The organism is Hymenobacter volaticus (assembly GCF_022921055.1).
GTDB lineage: Bacteria > Bacteroidota > Bacteroidia > Cytophagales > Hymenobacteraceae > Hymenobacter > Hymenobacter volaticus.
On record NZ_CP095061.1, the window covers coordinates 2,742,705 to 2,764,766 of the forward strand.

A 22,062-nucleotide genomic window follows, 5' to 3' on the forward strand; every position below is an offset into this window, starting at 1 on the left:
TATTTTATAGGGCAATAGGTTTGCCTTGATAGAAATCCAGCACTTTGCGACGGAAGATGAACTGATACTTAGCCTGAATCATGCTCGACTCGGCAGCCGTCAGGTTGTTTTTGGCAATGTTGAACTCGGTGCCATTGAGCAACCCGTTGTTGAAACGAATCTCGGCATTACGATAAGCAGCACTTAGTGCCTGCACCTGCTGGCGCGAGGCAATATACTGCCGCTGAGAAGCTAGCGCATCGGCGTAGGCCTGCTGTATATTCTGACGCAGCGTAAGCCGGGCCTGATCGAGCCGCAACTCAGCTTGCTTTACCGCAATTTGAGAGCGCTGCACGTTGGTGCGCACCTGCAACCCATTGAGAATGGGTATTTGCAGAGCAAACTGCACCGACCGGCCTAGGTTGTTTTTGATTTGGTCGGGGAAGTCGCTGGAAGTGGAACTGCGCACTGGCTGCTTCGGCGACAGCGCCACGAAGGAAGTGGGCAGCGGTTGGCCCGTTGCAGGGTCGAACTGAAAAACCGGCAGCGGCAGTTGCACCGAATCGCCGGTGATGATGGGACGCGTGTAAAGCGAAGAGTAACCCGTAAAGATACTGGCGTTCAAAAACAACCGAGGATAATAGCCTCCGCGAGCCACATCCACGTTGCGCAGGGCCGAGCGCACGCGCAAGTCAGCCGCTTTAATGTCGGGCTGCTGCGTCTGTGCCGTTTGATAGGTTGCTTCCGGATCGGTATCGTCCAACGACCGTTCATTGGGATCAGCCAGTTGAGGCGTTGTTACTTGTAAGGCGCGGGTAGCAGCCGCATCTAGGTTCATAAGCTGAGCTAGTTGCAAGCGCGCAATAGTCAGCTGATTTTGAGCCGTAACCACGTTGTACTGATCGGTGGCAAGCTGCGCCTCGCTATCAAGCAAGTTGCTTTCTGCTACACTGCCAGCTTTTAACAGCTTCTTCGTGCGGTCTACTTGCTGCTGCGAGCTATTTACGCGCACTTCGTTGGAACGTAGCAGCTCCGCGGCAAGCACCGTTTGTAGAAACGCCGAGGCTACGTTCAGGGCCAGATCGTTGCGCGCCTTGTCGGCGTCGTACACGCCGGCTTCGTACTCCAAGGCATTACGCTTCACCGTGTTGCGCAGCTGAAACCCAGAAAACAGCGTTATCTGCGTGTTACCCGAGAAGTTGTTGGTGCGTGTGGTCTGGTCCTGAAACACGTTGGTCAGCGGGTTCACCGTCGTACCATAGTTCCACGCTTGCGTGCCCGACACGTTGGCGGTAGGTAATAGCGCAGCCTTGCTCTGGCGCAGCGTTGCCCCATTCAGATCCGATGACAATTGACTTTGGCGCACCGTTAGGTTGTTTTGCAACGCATAGTCAATTGCGCTTTGTAGCGTCCAGGGCGCCGTAGGCGACGCCGCCGGGGCTGTTACCGTACCCGCCGGTGGCTGCGCGGGCGTGGTGGTTTGAGCCGTAGCTACATTACTCAGCAGCAGCGCGCCGCAGCCGGCCGCCCACAAAGGGTGTAACCGAGAAGTAAAGCGTGGTTTCATAAGCACCAGACAGGCAAAAGGTTAGGTAATATTGGGGATATAAGTAACGCGGTGTACCCAGCGCAGCTGGCGCAAGTATTCCAGCGTAATGTCTTTTAAATCGGAATCCATCTCAATGAAATGCCGTGCACGGTCGTTTTTGCCTTTCCGTGAGACCGACATAGTGGCAATATTGCAGTCGTCGTGCGCAATCACAGAGGCGATAAAGGCAATAGAACCCGTGCGGTCTTCAGCATCCAAGATGAGCGTGTGTAGAGAAGCCGAGAAATCAGCTGGAAAGCCATCGACTTCTACAATTCGAATCACGCCGCCACCCCTGCTCTGCCCCACTACCTCTACCTGCTGGCCCGTGCGCTCGTCGCGCAGTTGTACCTTGATGGTATTGGGGTGCATCGTCGAGGCGTTGCCTACGCTCTGAAACGTATACTGCAAGCCCGCTTCTTTGGCATGGTCGAGTGCCTCGCGGATGCGCACATCGTCAGTCGCATAGCCGAGCAGGCCACCAATAATGGCGCGGTCGGAACCGTGCCCTTCGTAGGTGCGGGCAAACGAGTTGTAGAACGTAATGATAGCATGGGTGGGAATACTGCCCAGAATACGGATAGCAGCGCGGGCAATACGCACCACACCCGCCGTGTGCGAGGAACTGGGCCCAATCATAACGGGTCCAATCATGTCGAAAATACTGCTTTTCTCAGCCATAAGACGGGGTAAAGGTATCAGATTCGACGGGGATACCAAGTGATTAAACAGCAGGTGATTTTTCGACTACGCCGCACTCTCAAGCGCTACCAGACGTATAGATGCAGTCCGTCCACCAGGGGTTGCCCGACGGGTGCCAATTCGTTGCCTTTTTCGTTCTTTGTGCTAGATTCACACACCGCCACCCTCCCTTATGCCTATTCCCGAGGACGAGTTTTCGCCCGCCGTATGGAACCAGTTGCGTCTGTTACAGGAGAAGTATGCTGCTGATGGTCAAGATTTAGCTGCCTACCTAGAAGGACTGTACTACGCCGATTACGTCAACTATTGGGACTATATCAATCTCGATACGCTCCTAAGCTTGCAACGTCCACTCACCAAGATTCCCGACGAGCGAATCTTTATCATGTACCATCAGATTACAGAGCTGTACTTCAAGCTTTGCCTCTGCGAGTACGAGCAACTTGGCGAGTTGCAGCACCCAACGCTACAGGAAATAGTCTTGCGCGTAGGCCGCATCAACCGGTACTTCGAGAACCTAATCGACTCGTTCGACGTGATGGTCGACGGCATGGACAAGCAGCAGTTCTTGCAGTTCCGCATGTCCCTGATGCCGGCATCAGGCTTTCAATCGGTACAGTACCGCATGATTGAAATTGCCAGTACCTCCCTCGACAACTTAGTTGACAAAGAGAAGCGACGCCTGCTAGGCGAAGCTGCCGCCCACGACGAGTTGCTAGGTTGCATCTATTGGAAAGCGGGAGCAACGATTGAAGAGAGCGGTGCCAAAGCCCTTACACTCATTCAGTTTGAAGAAAAATATACGCAGCAACTTGCTACCCACGCTGCCCACTACCGCGACCGAAACGTGTGGAGCGTAGTGCAGCGCCTACCCGAAGCCGACCAGCAACATCCGCGCTTGCTACGCCAGCTCAGGCAGCTCGACGTGAATGTAAATGTCAACTGGCCCTTGATGCATTTCAAGTCGGCGGTACGCTATCTGGAGCGTGACCCAACTGCCATTGCCGCTACCGGCGGCACCAACTGGAAGAAGTACCTGCCTCCCAAATTTCAGCGCCGCATCTTCTACCCCTTGCTTTGGAGCACACAGGAGTTAGAAGACTGGGGCAAAGGCTGGGTGGAAAGTGTGCTTGGTAATGAGATAGGGACATAAAGTATTGTTATCTCACTTTATGCCTTTCCCTACTTATGATTCACCTGCATCAACAAAATATTTTCCTGCTTTAACTGGGATTCGGGCAGTAGCTGCTTTTATGGTAGTACTATTCCGCTTAAATCCTTTGGTTTATGCAAATCAGCAGAACATAGCGGTACGTTGGCTTAATTATTTTATTCAGCCACTCCATGTAGGTGTACCTATTTTCTTTGTTTTAAGCGGTTTCTTAATAGCCTATCGTTATATCGACACTGTTGAATTATCTGCGAACTGGATAAAGCAATACCTATGGAATAGATTCACGAGAATTTATCCTGTGTATTTTATATTAACCAGCATTACATTTCTACTGCTACAATATAGTCCAGCTGGCAAGGCTGGTGCGTGGCAAACACCTGATTTTTCTTGGAAGGATAAGGCAGTTACTACCCTCTTGAATTTAACTTTACTAAAGGCCTTTTTCAAAACTTTGCTTACCTCGGGCTTACCTACTGCCTAGTCTTTGACTGTAAGGAAATTTTTTACGTTTTAGCACCGTTTTTATTAGTTGGGGTGCGGCAGAAAACAAAATATATAGCTATATCCCCGGTTGTGTTGTTGCTTACAGGAACTCTACTGGTTTTTCTCGCTTCCCTAGGCCTCTATTTCCTATACGGCTTCATGAAATCCATGAATTTCATGCTACGCTTTACATTTTTTGGTCGGTGTATGGAATTCATGTGTGGCGTTGCATTGGCTGTTTATATAGTAAAGAAACGCCCTTTACCTTCTAACAAATTAAATTTCACTGTTATTGGCATAATAGGAATCGTTTTCTGTAAGATATTTTTAGCCCTATTAAAATTCAACCATACCCCTTCAGATCTATGGCCTACGCCCAAATGGTCTATCCTAGTACAGAATTTTATTCTACCACTCTTTGTAACCTTATTATTTCATGGTATCCTAACTGAAAAATCTCTATTTTCAACCTTATTAGAAACTAATATAGTTCTTCTCTTAGGCAAAAGCTCATACGTCCTATATCTACTCCACGTAGGCCCAATTGACAACTTCTTTGTATACCATATTTCTGAGAACATATTAGTAAGAATGATCTTTTATTATGCGATTTCAATATTTATTTTCTCATTTATTGAAGAATCGATAAGAATAAAATTGCGAAACCAGCTAAAGTTTTATTCAACTAAGTCAACTTAGATGAGCGCGTATTCATTTGACTCACAAGTTGAATTATATCAAAATGTTGATCATAATAAAAAGGCCGAACCACTAAGTGGTTCGGCCTTTTTATTATTTAATAGTAGTTGCTACTTCACGGTGAAAGCGGCCTGCGAGTTTTCCCAAGCCAAAGTAATTATGCCGGCTTTGTCGGCTGTGATGGTGAACTGCTCGACTAGTTGCGGGGTCTTGCTAGGTTTCACTTTTACGCGCAACGCATCTTGCTTTTCATCGTATTTGAAAGCCCCCACTGCTTGGCCGTCTTGTTGAAAATGATGGTCCACTCTTGCTCGCCGGGAATAGTGAAGAGCGCGTAGGTTCCTGCGGGCAAGGCCTGCCCATTGATTTTAACGGCTTGCTTGGCTTCAAACGTGGTGGCCTCATTGGCGCCGGTGCGCCACACCTTCCCATAGGGCTCTAACTCCCCAAATATCTTGCGGCCCTTTACCGAAGGCCTGCTATACTCAATCGTGAAGTTGGGACCCGTAATGGTAGCCGGTGGGCTAGGCCGCTTCGACTTGTCTTCGGGCATTTTGGCTTGGGCAAAAGCACTGCCACTAAGTAGCACGGCCCACATGAAAAGCAGTAGGAATTTGAGAGACTGGTTACGCATGACTGTAGTGTGGAAGAGTTGGGTAGAAGTGAACAAAGACAAGTGTCGAGGTCATAGACACTGTTTTTACAACAAAGACGTATGCCTACTAACGGCTAGACAAATAACCTGCCATGCTAGGGAGGTTTGCTTGAACTACCACAATAAGGTAGCCGCAAATGCTCATGCACAATAATAGCACCAGCTTAAGAGGACAGTTTAATAACTCACAAATAGCTGTCGAAATTGCTGTAACTACCTCTACTGTTGTTCTTTGTCGATTTGTACTCCGGGGATTGATACAAAGCCGTTTGAGACTTGTTCACCTTCGTTGCCATTAATCAGAGTAAGTGATTGGCGCGCATTCTGCCAGTATAAAGGGCTGTAAAGAAGTTCGAAATTCGGTGAATTACCTGCCTCAGCAATCTACTATCTACCTTACTGTACCCATCATCAGCTAGTTACATAGGGTATTGCTATATACTGAACCTTTTCAGCTTCAACTCTAGTTTATCGTTCCAGCCAGCAACTCAATTAACTGTCATTGCCTGTTGAAGAATGGACCAGCAGTATCATCCTGACTTAAGCGCACGTTTGGAAAAATCATTTGAAGAAGCCGACAAGGCCCGCGAGATGCTGACCGAATCAATGGCTAATGCACTCGCCACCAACTGCGACCTACTGCATCATGGCCTCGTCAGCGCTAAAGGGCTCGAAGTTACCACCGAGATGTACCGTTACATGCTGGGCAAGCTGCTGCGTAATAGTTCTGGTGAAGTCCGGGCGCAAGTGCTGGATTCTTTCAACCAATCTATGGAGAAGTTCTGGCCCCGTAAAAGAGCAGATGGTTCCGACCTTGCGGCACCGACCCAATAACTAGGTATAACTGTAGTACCTACTAGTAACACCTATACTATAAGGTGTAACCATTCCAGCTTCGCAACCACAGTTTCGGGCTATTCTGGCTTGTTGGAGTTCTACCACCAAGTAGCTGCTTCAGCGGTGTGAGCGCCGTATCTTTGCGGAAACCTATTTCAATACTGGTTAAAAGGATAACCACCTTTCACCATTTTCATGTCTGATAGCAAACAAGAAATCGAGGTACTGCTGCCACCAGCCGTAGCCTACGACGAGTTCAAGCGCTATAGCGCCATTCTTTCGGCCGCGGGCCTAGCTCCTGGTGAAGCCGATTTCGTCCACCTTCGCAAACGGTCTATTGATGCCCGCGGCCGCCAGCCGCTGGTGCGTTTACGCGCCGACATCTACCATACATCCCCACCGGCCGAGTTGTTCGGGCCCTGGTTTCAGTACCCGGATGTGCGCCAGGCCAAGCGCTCTGTCATCATTGTAGGCGCAGGACCAGCCGGTTTGTTTGCCGCTTTACGAGCGATTGAGCTAGGTGTCCGGCCGATAGTAGTGGAGCGGGGCAAAGACGTGCGTACTCGCCGTCGCGATTTGGCAGCTCTTAATAAAGAACACATCGTTAATCCCGACTCTAATTATTGCTTTGGAGAAGGCGGCGCGGGCACTTATTCAGACGGCAAGCTCTATACCCGCGCCACCAAACGTGGCGATGTGGGTCGCATTTTGCGCTTACTAGTGCAGCATGGCGCCACGCCCGACATTTTAGTGGACGCGCACCCGCATATTGGTACTAACAAGTTGCCTTTAGTGGTAGCAGCTCTGCGGGACAGCATTCGCCAGGCCGGTGGGGAAGTGCGTTTTGATACTAGAGTTACGGATTTGGTGCTGGATAAAGACCATTTGCGCGGCATAGTAACAGCTAATGGCGAAGCAATAGAAGCTAATGCCGTTATTCTAGCCACTGGCCACTCCGCCCGCGATATTTACGAGTTGCTTGACCGCCGCGGTGTCCTTATCGAAGCCAAGCCATTTGCGCTAGGTGTACGCGTAGAGCACCAACAGCAGTTGATCGACCAAGCCCAGTACCGATTGCCAGATCGAGGCCAACTGCCTGCTGCTTCCTATTCGTTAGTGCACCAGACGCAGTGGCAAGGTCGCCAACGGGGGGTATTTTCTTTCTGCATGTGTCCGGGTGGCTTCATTGTGCCAGCCGCTACGGCGCCGGGAGAAGTGGTAGTGAACGGCATGAGTCCTAGCCGCCGCGATTCGCGATTTGCTAATTCAGGTATCGTGGCCGCTATCGAGCTTGAAGACATGGACTTGCGCCGACACGGTGCGCTGGCTGGCTTGCGGCTTCAAGAGCAGATAGAGCAACGCGCTTGCCATTTGGCTGGCAACACCCAATTAGCTCCAGCTCAGCGGCTCGGCGATTTTCTAAAGAAAAAAACGTCCTCGGAACTGTTGGAAACCAGCTACCAACCAGGGCTCGTTGCTTTATCTATGGATGAAGTGCTGGGCGCGGGCTTGGCTGAACGGCTGCGCCAAGGTTTCCGCAACTTCGGGCAGAAGATTCCGGGTTATGCCACCAATGCTGCACAGATTGTGGGAGTCGAAAGTCGTACTTCCTCGCCTGTACGCATACCCCGCGACCGAGACACCCTAGAGCACCCAATGGTGCGAGGCTTATTTCCCTGTGGCGAGGGCGCCGGGTATGCAGGGGGTATTGTGTCGGCGGCTATGGATGGGGAACGTTGTGCAGAAGCAGTTCTTAAAAGTTTCTAAAGCTCTTTTATTAATTGTTGCGGGTAGTGTTACGTATACCATAAGTCATTACCCTGTTTGCTTACCACCACATTGCAGCCTTATATGGGCTCAGCAACAAGAAACCTAAATCGCTATGAAAAAGACTTTGGTACTCGGCGCGAGCGATAACCCCGCCCGTTATTCATTCCGAGCAGTACATCAGCTAAAGAAGTATGGGCACGACGTAGTGCCTGTGGGAATTCGGAAAGGCCAAGTAGCTGGCTATGATATTCACACAGACCGGCCCGCTGCCACTGCCGTTGATACGGTTACCTTATATGTAGGTCCACAAAATCAGCCGTCTTGGTACGACTACATCCTTGACTTACAACCCAAGCGCATCATCTTCAACCCGGGCACCGAAAACCCAGAGCTGGAAAGGCTAGCGCAAGAACGGGGCATCAGAACAGAGGAAGCTTGCACGCTGGTAATGTTGTCGGTAGGACAATATTAAGTTTATCAAATATTATAGCTGCCTTGAATCTATAACTTAAGATTCAAGGCAGTTTTTTTATTGGGGTAAGCGAGCAAGCACCGGTATACAAGCTAGTACCGAATTCGAGCACCTTAATTTCTTGACGCAAAGATTTTTTATTCCTTTTTCTAAATTTTTTTGGACTATGAATAGTGCTACGAAATCGATTTACATCTAAATACAGTGCAATAATCATCAAGCCTGTACTATTATGCCCAATTTGTTGAATAGTTTTTTTGTCTAGATTTGAAACCATTAGCAGGTGCCGACGTTTAGGGTGCTGATTCCACACACTGCTTTCAACATTTACTTAATATAATAATAACTTTGACTTTTCCAATAAAGACCTAGTTATAATTATAAGAAATCGGAGAACAATGTATTCCGCTTTTTATAGCATTCATTTTCTTCGTACTTTTATGTCAACATTTTGTCTCCATCTCTGCTCATGATTACCTCAGAGATTTGCTCCGAACGCCGCTCCTCATCTGAACCCGCCCCAATGTCCAGCACATATGAACACAAAAGGCGAAAAGGTATGTCAAACCACACTACGTCCCATCAAGTGAAGAGCACCGTCAATGACGTTGTCAAGCGCGCTTTCGACTTGTGTTTTGCCTCTCTCGTTGTTATTCTACTGCTCAGCTGGCTGGTGCCGCTGATTGCTCTGCTGATAAAGCTTGACTCTCAAGGCCCTGTTTTCTTTAAGCAGCTTCGTACAGGCAAAGGCGGTAAGCCTTTTTACTGCCTGAAGTTCCGGAGCATGCGAATCAACGCAGATGCTGATCACCGTCAAGCAAGCCGCGACGATAACCGCATCACGAAGCTAGGTGCTTTCATGCGCAAGACTAGCATCGACGAACTACCTCAATTCATCAATGTCCTTCGGGGCGAGATGTCGGTGGTAGGTCCGCGCCCTCACATGTTGCGTCATACCGAAGATTACTCTCGTGTAATCGCCAATTTCATGGAGCGCCATCTAGTTACACCAGGCATCACCGGCTGGGCACAAGTAGAAGGCCACCGTGGAGAAACCAAGGAAACGGAAGCAATGGAGAAGCGCGTAAACGCCGACATCCACTACATCAAAAACTGGTCTTTCCTACTGGACTTAAAAATTGTAGCACTTACGGTTCGCCAAGCTATTAGAGGCAACGAAAACGCTTTCTAAACAAAAGACTCTTAAAAGACAATACGAAGAAGAACAGCAAGGTGCTATTCTTCTTCGTATTGTCTTTTAAGAGCCTTTAGCTCTGAAGTCAGGCCATCTAGCTTCAACAACAGTGCTGCTGCTGCTTGACCATAGGGCCCATTGCTATTGGTCCAGGCTAGAAATTGCTGAATTTCCTGCCTAGCGAAGTAGGTCATTGTAACCGCATTATCTAAAAACTCTTCCTCAGGTTCCATATCGAATCGAACTCAGTTTCCACGCCAGAGGGTTGGCCTGCCGAAACTAGGGTTATAGATCAACAAAGGCCTACTTTAACAAGTTCTGCTGTTAACTACGGCCACATGATAATCATTAATCCATAAACCTGAATAAGTAGATTGCGCTGAACAGCTATTTCCAGCGTTTTTTTGCTTTAGTACAACTCTATCTACTTTTCATTACACGCCCAAAGTTCATAAGGAATACGCTCATTCCCGGCGGCATTAAGCTCTCCCGCTTAATTAAGTGCTCCCTTCTTTCACTTTCAACAAGGGCAAGACCATCAAGCAAATACTTGATAGTCTTGCCCTTGTATATTTCTAGCCGAGTCAATATCAGAATCTACGTGCTTTGGCCTTTGCGGGAGCACCATGCATTTCTATAATTCTATAGCCGCAAGATTCTTTACTTTTCAGTGGCAGACTGGCACTGCTTGACTTTGTCATCTTTGGTCTGAAAATACAGCTTGAAAATAGTTGCTGAATTTTTCGCTAGTCAGGCAACGGTTGCCTTCTACTTGCCATCTACCCTGCCAAACGCCCTGCTTCTGTTCTGAACTCTACTCAACCAACCGTGACTGATGCTGACCTCATTGCCGCCTGCTGCCAAGGCAGTGGCCGCGCCCAGAAGCTGCTGTATGAGCGGTTCGCGGGTATGATGCTGGGAGTGTGCCTGCGTTATCTGCGCCGCCGTGAGGATGCTGAAGAAGCACTGCTAAGCGGCTTTACCAAGATGTTCCGGGCCCTAAGCCAATATCGGCATGAAGGTAGCTTCGAAGGTTGGATTCGCCGTATCATGGTGAACGAAGCTCTTGGAATGCTTCGCCGTAAAGAGCCTTTGCACATGGCTATCGACGACCTAACGTACGACGTACCAGCAACCGCCGCTGAGGCGGAAAGTCAGCTAAATGCTGCCGACCTCATGGGCCTGCTGGCCGAACTGCCCGCCGGCTACCGCACCGTATTCAACCTCTATGCCTTGGAAGGATACACTCACCCCGAAATCGGCGAGCTGCTCGGTATTTCGGAAGGCACCAGCAAGTCGCAGCTCAGTAAGGCGCGAGCTATGCTCCAACGCCGCCTGATAGCCGCCAACCAAACGGCTACTCCTTCTTCTAACGCTTCACCGAAAGAATTATATGCAACCGGAAGATATTGATAAGCTATTCCGGGACCGGCTTGAAGGCCATGCTCCCGTCCCGCCGGCCTACCTCTGGAATCAACTCGAAGAAGAGTTGCAACCCGCCAAGAAGCGCCCTGCGCTTTGGCTATGGGCAGCCGCAGCCGCTGTGCTACTCTGCTTTGTAAGCGGCTTGCTGTGGCTGCAACTAACTCCTACAGCGGGTGTGGGTTCCGCTCCACTAGCTACTAATACTAAGTCGGCGCACTCTACCAACCAAGAGTTGCAGCCTGCCGCTCAGCCCGAAAAAAAATCAGCTGAAGTTGCTGTTTCGCAGGCAACCCCCTCCCCGGCTCTTGCATCTACCCTCCCGAAAGCGGCCGCCGCTGCAGCCCCGACCGCTCCGCTTCGCCAAACCAAGGGTGCGCGCCCCGAGGCTCGGCAGCAACTTACCGCTTCAACCACTCGTCCAGCCCGCAACAACAAAACGCTCCCCTCTACTCCTGTCCCCAAAATTGCGACACCACAGCCAGCCCCGAGGCTATAGCCGCTACCACTCCAAAGACGCAACCAGAGCGGTCTTTACCATCAGCGGAAGCGTTAGCCCCGGTCCAGACTCCAGCGGTTATGGCTTTAGCAGCTACCCCATCGGTACCGACTGGACCAATTGAGGTGGAAGTGCACCGCAGCAACGACGCCACCGCTGTGGCCTCGGCTGATGAAGCCGGCAGCTCACGTCGCAGCCTAGGTGGCATCCTGCTTCGCCAAGCTCGTAATGCTGTTAAGGGCGAACGAGTTAGCCTAGCTGAAACTGGACTGCCCGAAACGGTGACGGTACAGGCTCGCGTGGGCAACCGCACCCTTACCAAAGTGATTCAACTTTAATTATTCCCCTTGTCATGAAACGCCTCTCCTCTCTGCTGGCTGCCTTCGTGCTGCTAGCCCTGGCTTCGCCTTGCTTTGCCCGTCCTACCTTTCCTGCCCATCTCGACGACACCATTGTGGTGAAATTGCCGAATCAGGCTACTATGACGCTGTTCGTGAAAAACAAACAGCAACTCCGGGAGCTGCGGGCCTACAAACTCGATTCGTTGATGATTCTGCTGGACACGTATATCAGTCAAGCAGAAGCCGCTGGTAAAAACTCGAAGTCTGAGCAAGTGACCATGGAGTTTTATCCAGCTAAAGACCGGCCTGGCAAGCAAGTACCCGAGCAAATCCGCATTACGATGCGCAACGACGAAAGCAGAAATTCTACGGTCAAGGAAAACAACGTGGAAGTGCGCATGGGTCGGGTATTCGGAGTTTCTGTGCAGGAAAAGAGCGACGGCAGCAAAGACCGGGTGGATATTCACGTAGGCAGCACGCCCAAGGACGATTCTATTGCCGCGGCTAAGCGCAAAGCCAAGCAAGAAGAAAAGCAGAACCGCGCCGTACACAGCAACTTCAATATCGACTTGGGCTTGAACACCCTAGTTAATGTGGAGGCACCAGCAGGCCAGACCGAGCCCGACCTGAAACCGATTGGCTCCCGCTACCTGAGCCTGAACTGGCACTACGACATCCGGGTAGGACAAAAAGGCTCGCCTCTCCACCTGCTGACTGGCCCGGAACTGGCTTTCAACAACTACATGCTCGACGACAACTCGCGCTTTGTAAACACAGCCGGTATCACTACCCTACAAGTAGATGCAGACCGGAGCCTAGAGAAAAGCAAATTGGCCGTCACGACGCTCAACCTGCCCCTGATGGCGGTTCTCGATTTTCAAGACAAGAAAGGCCGGGATGCCTTCCGCATTGGCGCCGGTGGATTTGTAGGCTACCGCTTGGGTTCACACACCAAAATCAAGTACAGCGAAGACGGCCGAACCCACAAAGACAAAGACCGGGGCAGCTACAATCTCGAAGACTTTCAGTATGGCCTGCAAGGCACTATAGGCATCCGTAAGCTCGACTTGTTTGCCAAATACAGCCTGAACGATTTGTTCCAGAGCAACCGCGGTATACAAGCCCAAACGTTCAGCTTCGGCGTCTCGCTGCTACGCTAAGAAAAGTCAAGTAGAAAAAGCCGTCCTGCTGCGCTTACCAGAGGATGTAGGTACTATAGTAAATCAACTACTATGCTACTCACATTCTTTGGTAAGCGCAGCAGGACGGGTTTTATTTAACTTCGTTTCGGTAAAAATTATCCAGCAGAATTGCCGCTGAAATAGCCACGTTCAAGCTTTCGGCTTCGCCTCGGCCGGGGATGTGCAAGCGTTGCGTGAGGCACGCCTCTACTTCCGGTGTAAGTCCGTGCGACTCGCTGCCCATTACGAGGACACCGGCTGGTTTGAGCGTTAGTTGGTGCACATTATCGCCGTGTAGGTCGGCGCCGAATATAGGCAACTTAGGCGGTAGCGTGGCCAGCCAAGTGGGCAAGTCGCGCTGCCAGACAGGCACCCGGGTGAAGGAGCCCATAGTAGCAGCTACCGTTTTGGGCGCCCACGGATCAGCGCAGGTTTCACTAAGCACTACGCCGGGCAAGCCGTACCAATCGGCCAGGCGAATAAGGGTACCTAAGTTGCCTGGGTCGCGCACTTGGTCGAGGGCGAGTAGCAGCCCAGGCGTGGCAGGCTGCAAGGGGCGTTCCTCGGGCAGCCGAGCAATGGCAATAGCTGTGTTGTTGGTAGCAAGGGTGCCAAGGCCCGTCAACTCCTGTTCGGTGACTACCTCAACGGGAATATTGGGTAACGAGCCAGGTAATTTTGGCCTAAATTCTGCCGTTACCAGCACACGTTCCGTTTGAAGTCCGGACCTTAGCAGTTCGAGTACGCTCTTGCCCCCTTCGACCAAGAAGGCGCCGTGCCGGAGCCGGTACTTTTTCAGGTGCAGCGCGTGTACGTATTTTGCTACTGCTTTTGAGACCATACGCTTCACTAAACAGACGCCCAACCGGGCCTCAGATGATAGATAAGAAAAGTGGCCCAACTCGGCCTGTATGCCTAACACTGCTGCTGTTAGCCTTGCTGGCCGTGGGCTGTTCGCCCCTCCGGCTGCTAGGACCTAACCAGCTGTTGCTTAGTCAGATCGAGCTAGAGGGCGTCAAGCAAGCGGATGCTGAGCGCCTACAGGCCTTGTACCGACAGAAGCCCAACAGCCGCTTTCCACTGCCAAAACTAGCAATCTATCAGCTAGGCCGCAGCTTCTACAACTCTGGCCGCATAGAACGCAAGCTCGATTCGACACGGGCCGAGTACAGCCGCCGCATTCTGGCCGCCCGACCCGACTCGGCCAAAGTTGGTAAGCTCCTCACCCGCCGCGAACGGCAAACGCGTCGTCTGCAATTAGTGCTAGACAAGGGCAATGCCATCATGCGCTTGGGGGAGCCCCCTGTAGTCTACGATACTGCTCTGACCCGCCAGACCGCCGACCAGCTAGCTACGTTTCTGAAGTCGAAAGGCTTTTTCCGCAGTCGGGTCAGTTACTCCGATACGCTTGCTGACCGGCGTTTCTCGTTAGGCCGCCTCTTTGGCGGCCCCGACAGCCTGCACCGCCGTCGCGTGGTGGTAACCTACCGCATCACCGAAAACGCGCCCTTCCGCTACTCTCAACTCGACTACGACATTGCTGACTCGGTGGTGGCGCAACGGGTGCTGGCTTCGCAGCCGGCCTCGCTGCTGCACGTTGGCGAGCAATACGATGAGGAGTTGATTGGACAGGAACGCGCCCGGATTGAAACGCTCCTCAAGAACGAGGGCTACTTCGATTTCCGTCAGCAATATATCACCCTGGAAGCCGATACCAGCTTTGCTCCCACTACTGTTCGGCTGCGCACTATAGTAGCCAGTCCGGGGCCGGGCCTGTTGCACCCACGCTATACCATTCGGCGGGTGCGTTTCATAACCGATGCTGGCACAATCCGTTTCGGGCAGAAGCGCGACACGCTGGTACAGGACTCAACATTGTTTCTGGCTTTCAAGCATCAAATCAGCCCCCGCCTGCTTAACCGTAAGGTGGCCATCGATGCAGGCGACTACTACAGTCTCACGGCCACCCAGACCACTCAGCGCCAGCTCAGCCAACTCGACGTGTTTCGTTTTGCCAACGTGAACTACCAGAAAGTGCGCCCCGTCACGCTGGAAGACAGTTTGAACCGCCAGCTTGATGCCAACATTGCCGCTTCGCCCGCTAAGCGTTACCAAGAAACGGTGGAATTTGGTGGGACTTATGTGGCGGGGCTACCCGGACCATTTGGCAACCTTCGCATCAAGGCGCGCAACCCGTTCGGGGGGCTGAAGTGCTTGAATTAGGCCTACGGGCCGGCTTGGAGGGGCAATATCGGCGGGGAAACATCAATGATTCCGAAAACTCTCCAGACAATGTGCTGACCACTCAGCTTGGGGCCAATATCAACTTGATATTGCCTCAATTTATGGTGCCTTGGCGGACTAACCGCTTCTTATCCCGCTACAACCCCGTACTCGTTTTAATGTGGGATATAACTATGTGAGCCGACCGGAATATACGCGTACCAACTTAGAAGGGACCTTTGATTATATCTGGCAGCGCACGCCCTATCATCAGCTTGTTTTCACGCCGTTTGATTTAAGTTTGGTAGACGCTATCAAGGTTGACGAAGATTTCCTTTCCTCGCTTCGAACGCAATTTCCTGATAACCCTTCAGTATTAGTTGCTTTTCAGCGGCAGTTCATTCCTAGTTTTAGCTTTACATCGCTCTACAACTCCAATGATTTCAACGAAACTCGTAACGCTGTCTATTTCCGGTGGTTTGTAGAACTAGGTGGCATTACCCGCCCTTGTACCAAAAAGCTCTTGGGAGCATTCCGGTTTATGATTTTTACAAGTTTAACGCCGATTTTAGGCGCTATTATAAGCTCGGGCCAAGATCGTTTTTTGTGTACCGCCTTAATGGCGGCATAGTACAACCCTTGCGAAGGAGCAGTGAAATTATTCCGTACGAGAAGTATTTCTTTGCTGGCGGCAGCACCAGCGTTCGGGCTTGGGGCCGCGTCGGTTGGGTACAGGTTCTAATCCAACGTATCAGTTAGATCAGGATGAAACATCCGGTAATTATGGCAAACCTGTATTAGATACAAACGGCAACCCTATTCGAAATTATAATTTTGAGCAGCCTGGTGAGTTGCTCTTGGAAGGCAATCTGGAATACCGCTTTCCGCTATTTAGCTTTATTAATGGAGCACTGTTCACAGACTTCGGCAACGTTTGGGCTCAACAACCCGACGGCCGAAGTGATACGCGCTTCGAAGCGAAGCGCTTCTACCGCCAATTTGCTGTAGGCTCCGGATTTGGATTTCGCTTCGACTTCACGTTCTTGATTCTGCGCCTAGACATAGCAACGAAGGTGTACGACCCAGCTGCGCCGGGTAGCAAATGGGCCATCCGCAATATTAACGTTATTAATCGCAATCAAACGGCGTTGAACCTTGGTATTGGGTACCCATTTTAAAAGCAAGGGAGTGCGCTTGATGTTCCAGGTGCATACTGCCTTTTTGGAACTTCAGGCGCACTCCTTCACTGTCTACCACCCTAGCAGTTCCGTTAGGGCAGCGGCTACTTTGTCGGAGTTGGGGAGCATCTGGCGCTCTAGGTCTACATTAAGCGCAATAGCAGGCAAGTTAGCGGCGCCGAGGGTGAAGACCGGAGCATCAAGTTGCTGGAAACAGGTGCGCTGAATGCGGCCTGCTAAGCTTTCGGCGAAGGAGTTGAGCAGCGGCTCTTCCGTCAGAACCAGTGCCTTGCCGTGGCGACGAACAGCGGCTTCTACTGCCTCATAGTCGAGCGGGTTTAGGGTACGCAAGTCCAGAATTTCCACCTGGCCGGGAAGCTGGCGGCTGGCGGTTTTGGCCCAGTATACGCCCATACCATAAGTGATAACCACGCATGTTTCACCACGCTGCAACTTCTGTGGGTCGGCGGCTTGCGCTACGGCGGCTTTCCCGAGCGGAATGACATAGCCGGCGCCGGGTTCTACAGTTTTCGCGTCTTCAGTGCCGGGCACCTTGCTCCAATACAAACCCTTGTGCTCTAGCATCACCACCGGGTTTGGGTCGAGAAACGCGGCGCGCATCAGGCCTTTCATGTCGGCAGCGTTGCTCGGATACACCACCTTGATACCCCGAATGATGAGCAGCGTACTTTCAATCGAGCCGGAGTGATAGGGGCCGCCGCCCCCATAGGCCCCGATAGGCACCCGAATCAGGCTTTGCACCGGAAACTGCCCATTCGATAGGTAACAGGACTTACTGAGTTCTTCCACCAACTGGTTGAGGCCCGGCCAGATGTAATCAGCAAACTGAATTTCGACAATGGCCTTGGCGCCCACCGCACTCATGCCGGCAGTGCTGCCCACGATGTAAGCTTCTTGAATGGGCGTATTAAACACGCGGGTATCGCCGTACTTTTTGGCCAGCAAAGCCGCTTCCCGAAACACCCCACCTAGCTCACCGCCCACATCTTGGCCGTAGAACAAGGCCTCCGGAAACTCGCGTAGAATATCATCGATGGTGTGCAAGGCGGCATCAACCATCAAGGCTTTTTCGGCGCCAGCGGGGCTACGCTCCCCGGTCTCCTCGGTTACGGCGGGGGGGCAAACTCGTGGTCGGCAAAGGTGGCGGGGTCGGGCGCGGGTGCGGCTAGAGTCCGCTGGTAATCGGCTTCCACGGTGGTACGGGCTTCGGCAGCTAACTGCGCTAGCGCGGTTTCGGTGAAGCCGAGCGTTTGCAAGTGCTGGTGTAGGCGGGGCAGCGGGTCGAGTAGGTTGTGCTCGGCTAGGTTGTCGCCGCGATACCATTCGCGCCGCACTCCGCTGGTATGGTGGCCTAAGAGCGGGCATTTGGCGTGCACTAGCACAGGGCCGCGCCGGGCCCGCACATACTCGAAGGCGTCGGCTAAAACAGTGTAGCTGGCTTGAAAGTCGGCGCCGTCAACCTGCAACCGATGCAAGCCTTTGAAGCCCGCCGCAAACTCGTAGGCGTCCATCGTCCGCATTTCGCGGCCGGTAGCCGAGATACCCCAATCATTGTCCTGCACCAAGTAGATGATGGGCAATTGGTGCAGCACGGCCATTTGCAGCGCCTCACTCACCTCACCTTCCGTCATGGCTCCGTCCCCGATAGAACAAAGAACCACGCTGGAACTCTGATTTCGCGCCTCCGAATTACTTTCCAGGTACTTGATACCATGCGCCATGCCGGTGGCAGGAATGGCCTGCATGCCGGTGGCCGAACTTTGGTGCGGAATGGTAGGAAAGCCCGCTCGCCGCAGTGAAGGGTGGCTGTAGTAGGTCCGGCCGCCACTGAAAGGGTCGTCGCGCTTGGCCATGAGCTGCAATATCAGCTCGTAGGGTTGCAGGCCCAGGCCGATAAGAAATGCATCATCGCGGTAGTATGGAGCGGCGTAATCAACAGGCCGCAGGTGAAAAGCGGCGGCCAGCTGCACGGCTTCGTGGCCGCGGGCGGTGGCGTGCACGTATTTGGCTGTCACGGCTTTGTTTTCCTCGAACAAGCGGGCCATTTCGGCGGCCGTGTGCATCAGGCGATAGGCACGTTGCCAGGTGGAACGGTCGGGTTGAGTGGTAAAAGCGGGTTCCAGGGGTGGGGCGGATTCAGTGTACATGCAAGAGCGATGGATGGGGAAGCGAAAGTACAGGTTCGGCAAGGACTTCGCAGGGTAACGAGCCCAAGTGCCCGAGTGTCGCAGCAAGAAGGCGAGTTGATCGACTGTTAGGTAACGTTAAACAGCTTGCCCGGCAACTCAGTTACTCAGCCTTAGTTACTTCTTTTACCTTCGCTCTATGCTTGAAGAACTCTCTATAAAGCGCGCCACTCCCGCCGATGTTCCCGCGCTGGTAGCGCTTGTCAACAGTGCCTACCGAGGCGAACAATCCATGCAAGGCTGGACCACGGAGGCGCACTTGCTTGGCGGTCAGCGCACAGACGCTGAGGCCCTCCTAGACTTACTGGTCCCTACCGAGGCAACCATGCTGCTATGCACCACCGCCGAAGGGCAGCTTTGCGGCAGCGTATATCTCGAGCTGCAAGGCGAAACATTGTACATGGGCATGCTTTCCGTGGCTCCCACTCGGCAGGCGCAGGGCATCGGCAAACGCTTACTTATAGCCGCCGAAACCCATGCCCACCAACACGGTTGCACGCACATGCGCATAACTGTCATTTCCGTCCGGGCCGAGCTAATTGCATGGTACGAGCGGCACGGTTACCATCAAACCGGTGAAACCGAGCCCTTCCCCACTGATACCCGCTTTGGCATACCACGCCAGCAGCTGGAGCTACTAGTGATGGAAAAGCAGTTATCGTAACAAGGCAGTTGTTCATAGAAGTCACCTACCCTCGCTCTGCTTTTCCACATGGCACATATTGCCTTTCGCACATCTAATTCCTTGTCCTATGGTTGGCTTCGGCTAGCTATATGTGCTCTGCTACTCTCTTTTTCTGCCTTTGCTAGTCAAGCCCAGCAGAAAGACGACCATTTACTGCCTGCTAAGGGGCTGCTTACCTCCTACTCTGTTCAAAATCAATACTATACCAAAGTGCGAGAAACACTATATGTCGGGCTCGACTTGAATCCTCTTGCCCGCCTAGTGGTACTCCCCTCTTTCGAGCCGGAGTATGTTCTTTCTATTGACCAGAAAGCCAACAAATACTACTTGACTTACAACCAAACACCAAAATCAATCTGGTCAACTACGCAAGCGCAAAGCAGCTCAAACGTCGAGGCACAGGCTAAGTCGGTTGAGATAAGCAAGGACATGGCAACCACTATTGAGGTGCTATTCAACACGGCACTCGACCAAGTACGATACCCCGCCCCGGTTATGTCGATACGTCGTGATGGCACCACCTACACCTTTATTGCTTTTCGAGCAGGCAATGGCTTACGCGCTGGTGAAACTTGGTCGCCAGATGTAAAAACCAAGATGGCAACTTTAGTAGCTGTGGCAGAAAATTTGAAGGAGCTAGCGGCAACTCCCACCAAGCAGCAGCTAGAGCAAGACCTGATTCAGCATGCCAAGCAGTTCACCACTGAATTGAGAGCTGAAAAATGACTTGCGGTAGTAGCCACTGAAAGTACAATAGCGGCCTTCATGACAACCAAAGGCTTGAATCCACAAATCCGTACCTTTACGCCCCAAATCATAGAGCACACTCTTTTATTCGCTTGATTTCCTACAAGCTTCGCTTGCCAGAGGAGTCTGCGGTACTTCCCCTCATGCCCACTCCTTTTCCCACCGTTATTCCTGCTCCTACCTTGCGCGCCAGCGTGGAGGTTTGGTTGCGGGCGTTTCAGGACTGGCTTTGCCAACAATTAGAAACTACCGACGGCGCTGGCCGCTTTCGAGAAGATGCCTGGCAGCACCACAGCGGCGGCGGCGGACGTTCGCGCATCCTGACGGGCGGCAACATCATCGAGAAAGGAGGCGTGAATTTTTCGGCCGTATCGGGCACCATGAGTGAGCAAGCTGCCCGCGTGCTGCTCATGCCGAACCCCGAATATTTCGCCACGGGCGTCTCGGTGGTGCAGCACCCACGTAGCCCCATGGTCCCGATTTCGCACATGAACGTGCGCTACTTCGAGGCCGGCAACGGCGAAGCCTGGTTCGGCGGCGGGCTCGACCTGACCCCTATCTACGTGGATGAGGCGCAGGCCCGCTGGTTTCATCAGCAGATCGAGCAGGTCTGCCAGCAGCACGACCCCACCTATTATGCCCGCTTCAAGCCTTGGGCCGATGAGTACTTCTACCTGCCCCACCGCCAGGAAACCCGTGGCATCGGTGGCATCTTCTTCGACCGTCTCACCGTGGGCAAAGACGGCGACGCCGACAATCTATTTGCCTTTATTAGGGCAGTGGGCGAAGTTTTTGGCCGTACCTATACCGAGTTGTTGCGCCTGAATGCCGAGCGGCCCTACACCGAGCAACACAAGCAATGGCAGTTGGTGCGCCGCGGCCGCTACGCCGAATTTAATTTAGCTATTGACCGAGGCACACGCTTCGGGCTAGAAACCGGCGGCCGCACCGAAAGCATCCTGATGAGTTTGCCGCCCCAAGCTGAGTGGCATTATAATTTCGCTATTGAACCAAACTCGCCCGAGGCCACCACGCAGCAGTGGCTGCGCAAAGGCGTAGATTGGCTCACTGAAACTCTCCTTTCCGCTTGATCGAGAAGCTGCAAGCCCTTGACCGCTGGCTCGTAGTGGCCGCCAATAGCCACCGCACGCCCAAGTTGGACACCCTCATGGTGTTCTTCACGGAGCGTGAGGTGTGGTTTCCGGCCTATTTCGTGCTGTTGGTGCTGTTGATCTATATCTACAAGCGCCGCGCGTTTCTACTAGTGCCGCTGCTCGGCGCCAGCGTGGGCCTTGCCGATCTTATATCGAGCCGCTTCTTCAAGCCTTACTTCGCTCGCCTCCGCCCCTGCCACGACCCGAAGCTCTCCGCCACCCTCAATCTGATTCATGGGTGTGGTGGACAATTTGGCTTCATGTCCTCGCACGCAGCCAATGCCTTTGCTTTTGCTGTATTCGTGAGCTTGGTGCTGCCACGGCAATACCGGGCCGCAAAATGGCTGCTTTTCTTGTGGGCCGTACTGGTAAGCTACAGCCGAATCTATCTAGCCGCCCACTTTGCCTCCGACGTGCTGGCAGGGGCTACGCTAGGTAGCTTACTGGCCTGGATGAGTGCTACTATCTACAAGCGCCTAACCACTCCTACTACATTGACTGATATTTCCGGAGCCAAGCAACTCAACCACCGCTAGCTTTCCAACGGCATTCATGTAGCTACTTACCCAAGACAAAGCCGCTACCAACTAATTGGTAGCGGCTTTGTCTTGGGTAAGCAATTTGTTACTTCGCTGGTTTCCGATTGCCAGTATGACCATCACCACGGTCGCCCTGGCCGGGCTTACTCGTGATTTTGGAATTATGCCGGTCATCTTGCGACAACGAGCGATGTAATTCTACTTCGCTGGTGAATTGGCCTTTTGCATTGCGACGCACATAGCGTTTGTCGCCGGGAGTGGGTTCGATTAGTTCACGTTTAGACTTTGGCATGGCGGCGGCAGTTATAAGAGTCTATAGATCTTATATCTAC

Annotated in this window: 25 protein-coding genes and 1 pseudogene; 18 read left to right on the forward strand and 8 right to left on the reverse strand. The window is 52.4% G+C overall.

From position 1 onward, the window contains the following. Positions 1–4: 4 nt before the first annotated feature. Together MUN86_RS11940 and sdaAB are read right to left on the reverse strand one after the other, a co-directional pair. Positions 5–1,546: a TolC family protein gene (locus tag MUN86_RS11940; RefSeq protein WP_245118010.1), complete on the reverse strand. Its 1,542-nt coding sequence runs from the start codon at positions 1,544–1,546 to the stop codon at positions 5–7. Between the two features lie 21 nt (positions 1,547–1,567). Beyond that, positions 1,568–2,248, reverse strand: a complete 681-nt coding sequence (gene sdaAB / locus MUN86_RS11945; protein ID WP_245118012.1) for an L-serine ammonia-lyase, iron-sulfur-dependent subunit beta — start codon at positions 2,246–2,248, stop codon at positions 1,568–1,570. A gap of 193 nt (positions 2,249–2,441) precedes the next feature. On the opposite strand from sdaAB, the gene MUN86_RS11950 reads away from it, so the two are divergent. Together MUN86_RS11950 and MUN86_RS11955 are read left to right on the forward strand one after the other, a co-directional pair. Then, entirely contained in the window at positions 2,442–3,422 is a 981-nt protein-coding gene (locus tag MUN86_RS11950; RefSeq protein ID WP_245118014.1) for a tryptophan 2,3-dioxygenase family protein, read from the forward strand. A gap of 19 nt (positions 3,423–3,441) precedes the next feature. Beyond that, positions 3,442–3,924: an acyltransferase family protein gene (locus tag MUN86_RS11955; RefSeq protein ID WP_245118016.1), complete on the forward strand. Its 483-nt coding sequence runs from the start codon at positions 3,442–3,444 to the stop codon at positions 3,922–3,924. Positions 3,925–4,735: 811 nt separating this feature from the next. Here the strand turns inward: MUN86_RS11955 and MUN86_RS11965 are convergent. After that, positions 4,736–5,259, reverse strand: a pseudogene (locus MUN86_RS11965) (DUF2911 domain-containing protein). 537 nt (positions 5,260–5,796) lie between these two features. On the opposite strand from MUN86_RS11965, the gene MUN86_RS11970 reads away from it, so the two are divergent. From MUN86_RS11970 to MUN86_RS11985, 4 genes are all read left to right on the forward strand, one after another. Next, positions 5,797–6,114 (forward strand): hypothetical protein, encoded by a 318-nt coding sequence (locus tag MUN86_RS11970; RefSeq protein WP_245118022.1) that lies wholly within the window; start codon positions 5,797–5,799, stop codon positions 6,112–6,114. Positions 6,115–6,312: 198 nt separating this feature from the next. Then, positions 6,313–7,884, forward strand: coding sequence for an NAD(P)/FAD-dependent oxidoreductase (locus tag MUN86_RS11975; protein WP_245118024.1), 1,572 nt, complete (start codon positions 6,313–6,315; stop codon positions 7,882–7,884). A 115-nt stretch (positions 7,885–7,999) separates the two neighbouring features. Then, positions 8,000–8,359, forward strand: coding sequence for a CoA-binding protein (locus tag MUN86_RS11980; RefSeq protein ID WP_245118026.1), 360 nt, complete (start codon positions 8,000–8,002; stop codon positions 8,357–8,359). A gap of 559 nt (positions 8,360–8,918) precedes the next feature. Next, positions 8,919–9,551 carry an exopolysaccharide biosynthesis polyprenyl glycosylphosphotransferase gene (locus MUN86_RS11985; protein WP_245118035.1) on the forward strand — a complete coding sequence of 211 codons (633 nt, stop codon included), beginning with the start codon at positions 8,919–8,921 and terminating at the stop codon, positions 9,549–9,551. Between the two features lie 44 nt (positions 9,552–9,595). Here the strand turns inward: MUN86_RS11985 and MUN86_RS11990 are convergent, their stop codons facing one another. Next, the gene (locus MUN86_RS11990; RefSeq protein ID WP_245118037.1) at positions 9,596–9,787 is read right to left on the reverse strand and encodes a hypothetical protein; all 192 of its coding nucleotides are present in this window, start codon (positions 9,785–9,787) and stop codon (positions 9,596–9,598) included. Positions 9,788–10,382: 595 nt separating this feature from the next. Between MUN86_RS11990 and MUN86_RS11995 the strand changes: the two genes are divergently transcribed. The 4 genes from MUN86_RS11995 to MUN86_RS12010 all read left to right on the forward strand — a co-directional run bounded on the left by MUN86_RS11995 (position 10,383) and on the right by MUN86_RS12010 (position 12,976). Next, the gene (locus MUN86_RS11995; protein ID WP_245118039.1) at positions 10,383–10,967 is read left to right on the forward strand and encodes an RNA polymerase sigma factor; all 585 of its coding nucleotides are present in this window, start codon (positions 10,383–10,385) and stop codon (positions 10,965–10,967) included. Further along, positions 10,948–11,475: a hypothetical protein gene (locus MUN86_RS12000; RefSeq protein WP_245118041.1), complete on the forward strand. Its 528-nt coding sequence runs from the start codon at positions 10,948–10,950 to the stop codon at positions 11,473–11,475. The genes MUN86_RS11995 and MUN86_RS12000 overlap by 20 nt, the downstream gene beginning before the upstream one ends. 80 nt (positions 11,476–11,555) lie before the next feature. After that, a complete protein-coding gene (locus MUN86_RS12005) occupies positions 11,556–11,813 on the forward strand; it encodes a hypothetical protein (protein WP_245118043.1) in 258 nt (85 codons plus the stop codon). A 14-nt stretch (positions 11,814–11,827) separates the two neighbouring features. Next, positions 11,828–12,976 (forward strand): porin family protein, encoded by a 1,149-nt coding sequence (locus MUN86_RS12010; RefSeq protein ID WP_245118045.1) that lies wholly within the window; start codon positions 11,828–11,830, stop codon positions 12,974–12,976. A gap of 112 nt (positions 12,977–13,088) precedes the next feature. Here the strand turns inward: MUN86_RS12010 and MUN86_RS12015 are convergent, their stop codons facing one another. Continuing rightward, positions 13,089–13,838, reverse strand: a complete 750-nt coding sequence (locus tag MUN86_RS12015) for a TrmH family RNA methyltransferase (protein ID WP_245118046.1) — start codon at positions 13,836–13,838, stop codon at positions 13,089–13,091. A 35-nt stretch (positions 13,839–13,873) separates the two neighbouring features. Between MUN86_RS12015 and MUN86_RS12020 the strand changes: the two genes are divergently transcribed. From MUN86_RS12020 to MUN86_RS12030, 4 genes are all read left to right on the forward strand, one after another. Beyond that, positions 13,874–15,220, forward strand: a complete 1,347-nt coding sequence (locus MUN86_RS12020) for a BamA/TamA family outer membrane protein (RefSeq protein ID WP_245118048.1) — start codon at positions 13,874–13,876, stop codon at positions 15,218–15,220. A gap of 181 nt (positions 15,221–15,401) precedes the next feature. Continuing rightward, the gene (locus MUN86_RS12025; protein ID WP_245118050.1) at positions 15,402–15,851 is read left to right on the forward strand and encodes a hypothetical protein; all 450 of its coding nucleotides are present in this window, start codon (positions 15,402–15,404) and stop codon (positions 15,849–15,851) included. Further along, the gene (locus MUN86_RS32375; RefSeq protein WP_375379503.1) at positions 15,752–15,979 is read left to right on the forward strand and encodes a BamA/TamA family outer membrane protein; all 228 of its coding nucleotides are present in this window, start codon (positions 15,752–15,754) and stop codon (positions 15,977–15,979) included. Before MUN86_RS12025 ends, MUN86_RS32375 begins: the two co-directional genes overlap by 100 nt. After that, complete coding sequence (locus MUN86_RS12030) at positions 15,931–16,398, forward strand: BamA/TamA family outer membrane protein (protein WP_245118052.1); 468 nt, start codon at positions 15,931–15,933, stop codon at positions 16,396–16,398. The genes MUN86_RS32375 and MUN86_RS12030 overlap by 49 nt, the downstream gene beginning before the upstream one ends. A 72-nt stretch (positions 16,399–16,470) precedes the next feature. On the opposite strand, the gene MUN86_RS12035 is transcribed toward MUN86_RS12030, so the two are convergent. Then, positions 16,471–17,478: an alpha-ketoacid dehydrogenase subunit beta gene (locus tag MUN86_RS12035; RefSeq protein ID WP_245118055.1), complete on the reverse strand. Its 1,008-nt coding sequence runs from the start codon at positions 17,476–17,478 to the stop codon at positions 16,471–16,473. A gap of 47 nt (positions 17,479–17,525) precedes the next feature. Further along, the gene (locus MUN86_RS12040; protein WP_245118058.1) at positions 17,526–18,566 is read right to left on the reverse strand and encodes a thiamine pyrophosphate-dependent dehydrogenase E1 component subunit alpha; all 1,041 of its coding nucleotides are present in this window, start codon (positions 18,564–18,566) and stop codon (positions 17,526–17,528) included. 178 nt (positions 18,567–18,744) lie between these two features. Between MUN86_RS12040 and MUN86_RS12045 the strand changes: the two genes are divergently transcribed. The 4 genes from MUN86_RS12045 (at position 18,745) to MUN86_RS12060 (ending at position 21,727) form a co-directional block, all read left to right on the forward strand. Continuing rightward, complete coding sequence (locus tag MUN86_RS12045; RefSeq protein WP_245118059.1) at positions 18,745–19,269, forward strand: GNAT family N-acetyltransferase; 525 nt, start codon at positions 18,745–18,747, stop codon at positions 19,267–19,269. 48 nt (positions 19,270–19,317) lie between these two features. Continuing rightward, complete coding sequence (locus tag MUN86_RS12050) at positions 19,318–20,016, forward strand: hypothetical protein (RefSeq protein ID WP_245118061.1); 699 nt, start codon at positions 19,318–19,320, stop codon at positions 20,014–20,016. A gap of 164 nt (positions 20,017–20,180) precedes the next feature. Then, a complete protein-coding gene (gene hemF, locus MUN86_RS12055; RefSeq protein WP_245118063.1) occupies positions 20,181–21,128 on the forward strand; it encodes an oxygen-dependent coproporphyrinogen oxidase in 948 nt (315 codons plus the stop codon). Then, the gene (locus MUN86_RS12060; RefSeq protein WP_245118065.1) at positions 21,125–21,727 is read left to right on the forward strand and encodes a phosphatase PAP2 family protein; all 603 of its coding nucleotides are present in this window, start codon (positions 21,125–21,127) and stop codon (positions 21,725–21,727) included. The genes hemF and MUN86_RS12060 overlap by 4 nt, the downstream gene beginning before the upstream one ends. Positions 21,728–21,815: 88 nt before the next feature. On the opposite strand, the gene MUN86_RS12065 is transcribed toward MUN86_RS12060, so the two are convergent. Further along, positions 21,816–22,022, reverse strand: a complete 207-nt coding sequence (locus tag MUN86_RS12065; RefSeq protein WP_245118066.1) for a hypothetical protein — start codon at positions 22,020–22,022, stop codon at positions 21,816–21,818. Positions 22,023–22,062 lie beyond the last annotated feature (40 nt).